We start from the raw sequence: 9,464 nt of genomic DNA on the forward strand, positions 1-9,464 counted from the left end.
TCCGTCGTCGGCAGCGTCAGATGTGTATAAGAGACAGGGACCTGGCAGCACCGGCAGCACGGGGAGCACCGGCAGCACGTGGGGCGGCCGGCCCGACGGCTCGGGCGACGCGGGCGGCAACGAGCAGCAGCGCGTCGTCGTCGTGACCCCCGACGGCATGGGGGTCTCCGCCGGCCCCGGCGGCGACGGCGACGACCGGGCAGGCGACGCGGACGGCACCGGCCGGGGCCGGGACGAGGAGGACCGCGAGCGGACCAACCCGGCGGACCTCGTCGAGGAGCCGGCCAAGGTCATGCGCATCGGCTCGATGATCAAGCAGCTGCTCGAGGAGGTGCGCAACGCTCCTCTCGACGAGGCCGGGCGGCGCCGTCTCGCGGACATCCACCACCGGTCCCTCGAGGAGCTCAAGGGCGGCCTCGCGCCCGAGCTCGTCGAGGAGCTCGACCGCATCGCGCTACCCTTCCGCAGCGACGAGCCGAGCGACTCCGAGCTGCGCATCGCCCAGGCCCAGCTCGTCGGCTGGCTCGAGGGCCTGTTCCACGGCATCCAGACCGCGCTCGTCGCCCAGCAGATGGCGGCCCAGCAGCAGCTCCAGCAGATGCGGGCGCTGCCCCCGGGCCCCGGCGCGTCGTACGGCACACCCCCCGGCGTGCACCCGGGCCACCACCCGCAGGCTGACAGCGGTCCCACCGGCCAGTACCTCTGAGCCACCCCTGAGCAGCGTCTGCGCCACCCGCGAGCCACCCGCGGTTGAGGTATCCGCTCGCGCCCGACCGCGACGGATCACCTCGACTCGTGAGGGTGGGTCACCGACGCGGACGGGACCCGCGCACGGCACTGCGCGGACGCGGTCGCCCGCGGGCCGCCCAGGGCGCGACGAGCAGGGTCAGCCACGCGAACCCGAGGACGAAGCTGCCCACGAGCACGGCGACGCCGGCGTCCTCACCGAGGACCCTCCGCCCGAAGAGGAGCAGCACGACGTAGGCGACGAGCAGGACCACGACGACGTGGCGGCGGCGAGCTGGACCCATGGCTCCTCCCTTCCGGTCCGATGCCAGCAGCCGCAGGTGAACGCCCGGTGTCTCGGCGGCGTCGGCGCGTCGCCGTCGAGGCGGACACTTCGGACGTCGGCCACGGGCTGCTCGGCACGCCCGACACGTCGGAGGGCGCGCCGCATCCGCCGGTTAGGGTGAGGCGGTGCGACGCGTGCGGGACCTGCTGTCCGGCGACGGCCACTGGCTGCGCCGCGGGTCGCACGTGCTCAGCTGGGTCGCGGTCCTCGCCGCCTGTTACCTCGGCGGGGTGGCCGCGACCAACCTCGCCCCGACCGTCGTCGAGACGTCGCAGTACCGGGCGGTGCTGCGCCTCGACCCCATCCCGCGGCACACGGCCGTGCTGCACTCCCCGACGATCATCGGGGACGTCGACGTCGCCTTCGCCTCGCCGATCCTCGCGCCGGGCCTCGACGTGCAGGTCGCCGTGCGCGAGGAGATCACCAACCTCTTCACCCGGCCCGACGTCGACATCCGGTCGCTCCAGCCCTCGGGGGACGAGGTCTCCGGCGCCATCACGCAGGCGGCGGTCGGCGTCGGCGTCCGCTTCCTGCTCGGCGCCCTCGCCATCGCGGTGCTCCTGTCCCTCGCGTCCCACTACATCCGCCAGCGCACCACCCGGCGGCACCACGTCGCGTTCGTCGCCTCGGCCATGGTCGTCGCGTGCGCCGGCACCTTCGGCGGGATCGCGGTGACCTACCAGCCGGCGCGGTTCGCCGAGTACCGCACGACCGGGGTCCTCGGCGTCGTCCAGCGCAACGCCGGGCTGCTCGCCGACGTCGAGGCCCGGGCCGCGCAGGTGACGCCCTACTTCCGCAACCTGCTCGCCGTGACGCAGGCCCTCCAGCAGAAGTACGTCCAGGGCAGCGTCAGCGAGCCGGTGTCGGCGCGCATCCTGCTCGTCTCCGACATCCACGGCGCCAACCAGTACGCCCTCATGCGCACGATCGTCGAGGAGGAGGGCATCGACGCCGTCATCGACAGCGGTGACCTCATCAACTTCGGACGCGTCCAGGAGGCCGAGGCGGCCGGCATCTTCCGCTCGATCCAGCGACTGGGTGTGCCGTACGTCTTCGTCAGCGGCAACCACGACCAGTCCTCGGCGACCGACCGTGCACTCGTCGACCGCCTCGGCCGCATCCCCAACGTCGTGCTCCTCGAGGACGGCCGGGGCGCGCTGCGCGAGCTGTCGTTCCACGGGCTGCGGATCACCGGCTTCAACGACCCGCGGTTCTTCGGCGACGACAACGAGGACCCCGTCGCGAAGGAGAAGCCCGCGGTCGACCGGTACAACGCGACGATGGCCGACCAGCCCGAGCCGGACGTCGTCGTCGCCCACGAGCCCTACGCCACGCAGGGCGTCGAGAAGGGTCGCCTCCTCGTCAACGGCCACATGCACACGCCGAAGCTCGACGGCAACCGGATCCAGGTCGGCACCTTCACCGGTGGCGGCGTCGTCGCCCACTACGCCGAGGGGCAGGGCGAGGAGCTCAACGGCCAGCCGTACGCCTTCGACATCCTCGCCTTCGGCAACGCCTGCGAGCTTAACTCCCTGACCCGCTACACCTTCCGCAACCTCCTCGAGGGCCGCCCCGCCTACGACAGCGTCGAGGTCATCAGCGGCGCCCGCATCGACCCCTACCGGCCCGAGCGGTCCACGGCCCAGCCGGGCGAGCCGGCGAAGGCGGCGACCCGGACGTGCGGACGCGTGGACGAGACGACCCTGCGGACGCTGCCGGTGCCGACCCCCGAGGACGTCGGTGCGACGACCGCACCGGGGGGCGCCACGACACCGGCGACGCCGGGGACGCCGATCCCGACCACCTCCACGGTGCGGGTCCCGGGAGGCGTCAGCCCCTGAGGTCGGGGAACTGGTCGTCGCGCCACTCGTCCTGCGGCTGGGTGGCACCCGACGCGTCGAGGTCGTTCTCGCGTCCGCGCAGCTCGACCCGACGGATCTTTCCCGAGATCGTCTTGGGCAGCTCGTAGAACTCGATGCGGCGGACACGCTGCCACGGCGCGAGCTTCTCGCGGGCGTGGGCGAGGATGGAACGGGCCGTCTCCTCCCCGGGCTCGTGGCCGGGGGCGAGGGCGATGTAGGCCTTGGGCACGGCCAGACGCACCGGGTCGGGGGCCGGCACGACGGCCGCCTCCGCGACGGCCGGGTGCTCGATGAGGACCGACTCGACCTCGAACGGGCTGATCTTGTAGTCGCTGGCCTTGAAGACGTCGTCGGTCCGGCCGACGAAGGAGATGTAGCCCTCGGCGTCGACGGACGCGACGTCGCCGGTGTGGTAGAAACCGCCGGCCATCGCCTCGGCGTTGCGCGTCTCGTCGCCCTGGTAGCCGGTCATGAGCGGCACGGGCCGGTGCGTCAGGTCGAGGCAGATCTCGCCCTCGCGGTTGCCGTCCGGGTCGGCCTCGGTGACCGGCAGGGTGGTGACGGGGTCGACCACCACGACCGGGTAGCCGGGCAGCGGCCGACCCATCGAGCCCGGCTTGACGAGGGACCCGGGTGTGTTGCCCACCGACAGTGTCGTCTCGGTCTGGCCGTAGCCGTCGCGGATCGTCAGCCCCCACGCCTTCTCCACCTGCGCGATGACCTCCGGGTTGAGCGGCTCGCCGGCACCGACGACCTCGCGCAGCGCACCGGGCCCGCCCGACAGGTCGCTCTTGATGAGCATCCGCCACACGGTCGGCGGCGCGCACAGCGAGGTGACCGCGTGGTCGCGCAGGACGCGCAGCAGCGCGGCGGCGTCGAAACGGGCGTAGTTGTAGACGAAGATCGTCGCCTCGGCGATCCACGGCGCGAAGAACGAGGACCACGCGTGCTTCGCCCAGCCCGGGCTGCTGATGTTGAGGTGGACGTCGCCGGGCCGCAGCCCGAGCCAGTACATCGTCGTCAGGTGCCCGACGGGGTAGGAGCGCTGGGTGTGCTCGACGAGCTTGGGCCGGCTCGTCGTGCCGGAGGTGAAGTAGAGCAGCAGCCGGTCGTCCGGTCCGGTGCCCGGGTGCCGCGCGGGACCGGCGTCGGACGCGTGGGCGTCGGCGAAGGAGTGCCACCCCTCGGGCGCCCCGCTGGATGGGTCGCCGGAACGATCGCCGGAGGGGTCGCTGCCGACCGCGACGCGGACGTAGTCACCGGGGAGCTCGTCGAGCTTGTGCACCTCCGACGCGTTGGTCACGACGGCCCGGGCGCTGACCCGCTCCATCCGGTCGGCGAGGTCGCCGGGGCCGACGGCCGTCGTCGTCGGCACGATGACGGCGCCGAGCTTCATGACGGCCAGCATCGTCTCCCACAGCTCGACCTGGTTGCCGAGCATGAGGATCACCGAGTCACCGCGGCGCACGCCGAGCGACCCGAGCCAGGCCGCGACGCGGTCCGAGCGGCGGGCCATGTCGTCGAAGCTGACCGTCGAGGACGACTCGTCCTCCTCGACGATCGTCAGCGCGGGCCGGTCGTTGCCGCGCGCGATCGCGTCGAACCAGTCGACGGCCCAGCAGAACCGGTCGCCGAGCTCCGGCCACGCGAACTCGGCGACGGCGCGGGCGTGGTCACCGCGCAGGTCGAGCAGCCGGTCCCGGGCGGCGCGGTAGGCGTCGGTCGCGCTCGTCGTCGAGGGTGCGTCGGTCACGTCGGTCATGCTCCGACCTTGCCACGCGGCGACCCGCTCCAGAAGGGGACGGACGCATCGGTCACCTCACACGGTCGGCGCCGGGACGCGTCAGTACGTCTCGTCCCGGCCGGCGCGTCGGCGACGCTCCTCGGCGAGCGGCGGCGACGGCGAGGACTCCGGCGGCGACGAGCACGAGGCCGCCCAGTTCGGTCAGGTCGCGCCCCCCGCCCCCCGCAACACACCGAGCAGGAGCCAACCGCCACCCGGTACTCCCGGTCGCGTTGGCTGCTTCTCGGTGTGTTCCGGGTTCAGCGTGGTGGCTAGGGTGACGGGGGTGCACTACGACGACATCGTCATCGGCGCCGGTCACAACGGCCTGACCGCGGCCGCGTACCTCGCCCGCGCGGGTCGCCGGGTCCTCGTGCTCGAGCGGGGCGAGCACGTCGGTGGTGCCGCAGTGTCGGCGCGCGCCTTCGCCGGTGTCGACGCTCGGCTGTCGCGCTACTCCTACCTCGTGTCGCTGCTGCCCCGGAAGATCCTCACCGACCTCGACCTCGACGTGCAGCTGGTCCGCCGCCGCTACTCCTCGTACACGCCGGTGCCGGCCGACCCCCGGCGGGGTCTGCTCGTCGACACCGCGGACGCCGCCGCGACGCGGGCCGCCTTCCGGGACCTCACCGGCGGCGAGGACGCCTGGGCGGGGTGGACCGAGCTCTACGGCCGCATGGCAGGACTCGCCGCGAAGGTCTTCCCCACGGTTCTCGAGCCGCTGGCCAGTCGCGAGCACGTCCGCGGCCTGTCGGGCGACCCCGAGCTGTTCGACGCGCTGACGACGCGCCCGGTCGGTGAGCTGGTCGAGTCGGTGACCGACGACGACACCCTCCGCGGCATCATCGCCACCGACGCCCTCATCGGCACGTTCGCCTCACTGCGCGGTGACGACCTCCGCCAGAACGTGTGCTTCCTCTACCACCTCGTCGGCGGTGGCACCGGCGACTGGGACGTGCCCGTCGGCGGCATGGGCGCCCTGACCGACGCGCTCGCCCGGGCCGCGGTCGAGGCCGGGGCGAGCATCGTCACCGGGGCAGACGTCACGAGCCTCGACCCGTCGACGGGCGAGGTCGCGTGGGCCGGCGGCAGCGGGATCGACGCCGGCAGCGCCGGCGGCCGTGTCCGGGGCACCTCGCTGCTCGCCGCCTGTGCGCCCACCGTCCTCAACCGGCTGCTCGCCGCCGCCGGCGCCGACCCCGTGCCGACCGAGGACGACGTCGAGGGCAGCCAGCTCAAGGTCAACATGCTCCTGACGCGGCTGCCGCGGCTGCGCGACCCGAGCGCCGATCCCCGGGCCGCCTTCGCCGGCACCTTCCACGTCAACGAGGGCTACCGCCAGCTCGAGGACGCCTACGCCGCGGCCGCCGCCGGACGCATCCCCGACCTGCCGCCGTGCGAGGTCTACTGCCACACCCTGAGCGACCGCTCGATCCTCGGCCCCCGACTCGCCGCCTCGGACGCGCAGACGCTGACGCTGTTCGGCCTCCACCTGCCGGCCCGGCTGTTCCGCGAGGACAACGACGCCGCGACGGCGGCCGCCCTGGCGGCGACGTTGCGCTCGCTCGACTCGGTCCTCGCCGAGCGGATCGAGGACGTCCTGCTGCGCGACGCCGACGGCCGGCCGTGCCTCGAGGTGAGGAGCCCCGTGGACCTCGAGCGCTCGCTCGGCCTGCCGGGCGGCAACATCTTCCACCGGTCGCTGCAGTGGCCGTGGGCCGAGCGTGACCCGGAGGTCGGCACGTGGGGGGTCGAGACGCCGTACTCTTCGCTCCTGCTCGCGGGAGCGGGCGCTCGGCGCGGCGGCGGGGTCAGCGGCATCCCGGGGCACAACGCGGCCCGTGCCGTCCTGGACGGCTGAGCCCGCCGTCAGTCGGGCCAGACGCCGCTCGTACCGCGCCGGTGGCTCGTGACCAGGTGCGTGTCGACGATGCCGACGGCCTCCATGAGGGCGTACATCGTCGTCGGCCCGACGAAGGCGAAACCCTTCTTGCGCAAGGCCTTCGAGAGGGCCTTGCTCTCCTCCGAGACGGTGGGGACCTCGGAGTGGTCCGTGGGGCGGGGGGTGTCGGCAGGTCGGAACGACCACACGAGCTCGACGAGCCCGCCCTCGCGGCGAAGGGCGACGGTGGCGCGCGCGTTCTGGATCGTCGCGGTGATCTTCATCCGGTTGCGCACGATGCCGGCGTCCTGCATGAGCCGCTCGACGTCGGCGTCGGTGAACGTGGCGACGACGTCGGGGTCGAAGTCGGCGAAGGCGGCCCGGAAGGCCGGCCGCTTGCGCAGGATGGTGGCCCAGGAGAGGCCGGACTGGAAGCCCTCGAGGCAGATGCGCTCGTAGAGGCCCTGCTCGTCGCGGACCGGCATGCCCCACTCGGTGTCGTAGTAGTCCATGAGCAGCGGGTCGGACGAGGCCCACAGCGGGCGCGCCAGACCGTCGGTTCCGACGACCGTCATGCGGTGACCCTACGACGCGGCGGGGACATCGGGCTCACCGCGCCTCACCGCAGGTCGAGGCGCATGAGCACGCGTGGGAACCCTGCCGACACCGAGCCGGTGTCGGCGGCCTTGGTGAAGCCGGCCCGCTCGAAGAGGGCCCGGGTGCCGACGTAGGCCATCGTCAGGTCGACCTTCGCGCCCCGGTTGTCGACCGGGTAGCCCTCGACCGCAGGCGCCCCGAGCTGCCGGGCGTAGGCGACCGCACCCTCGAGCAGCGGCAGGGCCAAGCCGCGTCCGCGGTGCCCGGGCCGCACGCGGATGCACCACGCCGACCAGACCGGCAGCTCGTCGACGTGCGGGATCAGACGCGAGCGCTCGAACGGCAGCTCGGACCGGGGGGCGACGGCCGCCCACCCGACGACCTCGGCGCCGTCGTAGGCCAGCACCCCGGGCGCGACGTCGCGCTCGCACAGGCTGCGGACGTACGCACCGCGCGCCGGGCCGAGGAGCGCGCGGTTCTCCTTCGCCGGAAGACGGTGGCTCAGGCACCAGCAGACGCTCGAGGTCGGGTTCCTCGGCCCGAGCATCGTCGCGACGTCGTCGAACCGGTCCCTGGTCGCGGGCCGCACGACGACGGTCATCCGGGGCGCACCGCGCTGAGACAGAACGGGTGCCCCACGGGGTCGAGCATGACGCGCCACTGGTCGGGGGCCGGCTGGTGGCCGGCCTCGCGGGCACCGAGCTCCAGCGCCTTGGACACGCACGCATCGAGGTCGTCCGCGGCGAGGTCGAGGTGCAGCTGCTGGCGCTGCGGGCCGTCCGGCCACGTCGGCGCCTCGTACGCGTCGACCCGCATGAGCGTCAGCATCGGCCCCGCGCCGGAGAGGCAGACGACGCCTCGGTCGGGCGTGGCGAACGCCTCCTCCAGCCCGAGCAGCGCGCGGTAGAAGGGGGCGATGGCGTCGGGGTCGGGGCAGTCGATCGAGATGGACGCGAGCGGCGCGACGGCGGCGGTCATGGCCCCGGACCCTACGCCGGGTCGCCGACACCGGTCACCGGGTAAGGAACCGGGCGTGGCAGAGCACGCGCACCGGCACACACCCGACGACACGATCGGCGCGCGTGACCTCACCGCGTGGCACACCCGCCTCGGGCGGTGGCTGGTCGGCGTCTTCGCCGCCGTCGCGCGCGCGTCGCGACCGACGGCGCGACGCGTCGCCTCGTGGTCCGCTGCCCACGTGGCGTTCGTCGTCTTCACCGTCGTTGCCCTGGTCGTCATGGCGGCGCTCGTCGAGGGCGTCGAGACGCTCTACGAGGGCGTCGTCGGACGCGACGGCCTCACGGTGGTCGACCAGCCGGTCCTCGACACCGCGGTGTCGCTGCGCTCGCCCGGGCTCGACTCTGCCGTCACCGCGTTCACCGACGTCGGCGGGCCCGTCGGCATGCCGATCCTGGCCACCGTCGTCGTCGCGGTCATCACGTGGCGCCGGCGCCGGTGGACGCCGGTCGTCGTGGCGGCCGTCTCGGCGGCCGGCTCGCTCGCCATGACCGTCGTCGGCAAGGGCTTCGTCGACCGCGCCCGACCGCCGGCGTCGCTCGCGGTTCCGCCGCTCGAGGTGTCAGCGTCGTTCCCGAGCGGTCACACCCTCAACGCCACGGTGCTGACGACCGTCGTCGTCTACCTCCTCCTCATCGAGACGACCGCCGCGTGGCAGCGCGTCGTCGCCGTCACCGTGGGCACGCTCTTCGTCCTGTCGATGGGCCTGTCGCGGGTGTTCCTCGGCCACCACTGGCTCACCGACGTCCTCGCCGGGTGGCTCATCGGTCTGGCCTGGGCCCTCGCCGTCATCACGGCCCACCGGCTCTGGCTCACGTTGCGCGAGCGCCCGGCGGCCGCGTCGGCGTCAGCGGATCCGGGGGCCATACCCGGGGCGCCACGTTCCTCCTAGGATCGGCAGGGTGAAGCCGGCGATCATCCTCGTGTCCGAGACCCGCTGCGAGCAGCTGCGCGACGAGTTCTTCCGCTATGAGCGCGACTACGAGCTGCCGACGGCCACCTCGGCCCACGAGGCCAAGCTCGAGGCGCGCCGCGTCGTCGCCGAGGGCGGCCAGGTCGCGATGTTCGTCACCGAGTCGCGGCTGCCCGACGCGGAGGTCCTCGAGGCCTTCCACTGGTGGCGCGCCACGGTGCCGACGGCCCGGCGCGTCATCGCCAGCCACGTGTCGACGTTCCGCGAGGACGCGGACCGGCTCCGCGGCGGCATGGCCAAGGGCAAGTACGACGCCTACCTGCTCATGCCCCGCGGTC

9 protein-coding genes and 1 pseudogene are annotated in these 9,464 nt (G+C 73.4%); 5 read left to right on the forward strand and 5 right to left on the reverse strand.

The window, feature by feature from the left end; genetic code table 11:
- Window positions 1-157: 157 nt before the first annotated feature.
- Window positions 158-706 (forward strand): bacterial proteasome activator family protein, encoded by a 549-nt coding sequence (locus ACPYOM_RS18415; RefSeq protein ID WP_481347070.1) that lies wholly within the window; start codon window positions 158-160, stop codon window positions 704-706.
- A 100-nt stretch (window positions 707-806) separates the two neighbouring features.
- Here the strand turns inward: ACPYOM_RS18415 and ACPYOM_RS18420 are convergent, their stop codons facing one another.
- Window positions 807-1,031 carry a hypothetical protein gene (locus ACPYOM_RS18420; RefSeq protein WP_481342794.1) on the reverse strand — a complete coding sequence of 75 codons (225 nt, stop codon included), beginning with the start codon at window positions 1,029-1,031 and terminating at the stop codon, window positions 807-809.
- Between the two features lie 166 nt (window positions 1,032-1,197).
- On the opposite strand from ACPYOM_RS18420, the gene ACPYOM_RS18425 reads away from it, so the two are divergent.
- Window positions 1,198-2,913 (forward strand): metallophosphoesterase family protein, encoded by a 1,716-nt coding sequence (locus tag ACPYOM_RS18425; RefSeq protein ID WP_481347066.1) that lies wholly within the window; start codon window positions 1,198-1,200, stop codon window positions 2,911-2,913.
- On the opposite strand, the gene ACPYOM_RS18430 is transcribed toward ACPYOM_RS18425, so the two are convergent.
- On the reverse strand, window positions 2,903-4,696 hold the full coding sequence (locus ACPYOM_RS18430) for an AMP-binding protein (RefSeq protein WP_481347067.1): 1,794 nt from the start codon (window positions 4,694-4,696) through the stop codon (window positions 2,903-2,905). The genes ACPYOM_RS18425 and ACPYOM_RS18430 overlap by 11 nt on opposite strands.
- Window positions 4,697-5,003: 307 nt before the next feature.
- Between ACPYOM_RS18430 and ACPYOM_RS18435 the strand changes: the two genes are divergently transcribed.
- A complete protein-coding gene (locus tag ACPYOM_RS18435) occupies window positions 5,004-6,578 on the forward strand; it encodes a phytoene desaturase family protein (protein ID WP_481347068.1) in 1,575 nt (524 codons plus the stop codon).
- A gap of 8 nt (window positions 6,579-6,586) precedes the next feature.
- Here the strand turns inward: ACPYOM_RS18435 and ACPYOM_RS18440 are convergent, their stop codons facing one another.
- From ACPYOM_RS18440 to ACPYOM_RS18450, 3 genes are read right to left on the reverse strand one after another with little or no spacing between them, the layout of a single operon-like run.
- Entirely contained in the window at window positions 6,587-7,174 is a 588-nt protein-coding gene (locus ACPYOM_RS18440) for a DNA-3-methyladenine glycosylase I (protein WP_481342790.1), read from the reverse strand.
- A 44-nt stretch (window positions 7,175-7,218) separates the two neighbouring features.
- Window positions 7,219-7,797, reverse strand: coding sequence for an N-acetyltransferase family protein (locus ACPYOM_RS18445; RefSeq protein WP_481347069.1), 579 nt, complete (start codon window positions 7,795-7,797; stop codon window positions 7,219-7,221).
- The gene (locus ACPYOM_RS18450) at window positions 7,794-8,174 is read right to left on the reverse strand and encodes a VOC family protein (protein ID WP_481342789.1); all 381 of its coding nucleotides are present in this window, start codon (window positions 8,172-8,174) and stop codon (window positions 7,794-7,796) included. The genes ACPYOM_RS18445 and ACPYOM_RS18450 overlap by 4 nt, the downstream gene beginning before the upstream one ends.
- Before the next feature lie 55 nt (window positions 8,175-8,229).
- On the opposite strand from ACPYOM_RS18450, the gene ACPYOM_RS18455 reads away from it, so the two are divergent.
- Both ACPYOM_RS18455 and ACPYOM_RS18460 read left to right on the forward strand, forming a co-directional pair.
- Entirely contained in the window at window positions 8,230-9,105 is an 876-nt protein-coding gene (locus ACPYOM_RS18455; protein ID WP_481342788.1) for a phosphatase PAP2 family protein, read from the forward strand.
- Between the two features lie 10 nt (window positions 9,106-9,115).
- Window positions 9,116-9,464, forward strand: a pseudogene (locus tag ACPYOM_RS18460) (NAD(P)/FAD-dependent oxidoreductase); the annotation flags it as partial.

The sequence above is a fragment of the Monashia sp. HAY1-2A genome (genome assembly GCF_056755315.1).

Coding starts and splice junctions, on each gene's coding strand:
- ACPYOM_RS18430 (WP_481347067.1), bottom strand. CDS start 4,696: ATGACCGACGTGACCGACGCACCCTCGACGACGAGCGCGACCGACGCC.
- ACPYOM_RS18450 (WP_481342789.1), bottom strand. CDS start 8,174: ATGACCGCCGCCGTCGCGCCGCTCGCGTCCATCTCGATCGACTGCCCC.
- ACPYOM_RS18420 (WP_481342794.1), bottom strand. CDS start 1,031: ATGGGTCCAGCTCGCCGCCGCCACGTCGTCGTGGTCCTGCTCGTCGCC.
- ACPYOM_RS18415 (WP_481347070.1), top strand. CDS start 158: ATGGGGGTCTCCGCCGGCCCCGGCGGCGACGGCGACGACCGGGCAGGC.
- ACPYOM_RS18440 (WP_481342790.1), bottom strand. CDS start 7,174: ATGACGGTCGTCGGAACCGACGGTCTGGCGCGCCCGCTGTGGGCCTCG.
- ACPYOM_RS18445 (WP_481347069.1), bottom strand. CDS start 7,797: ATGACCGTCGTCGTGCGGCCCGCGACCAGGGACCGGTTCGACGACGTC.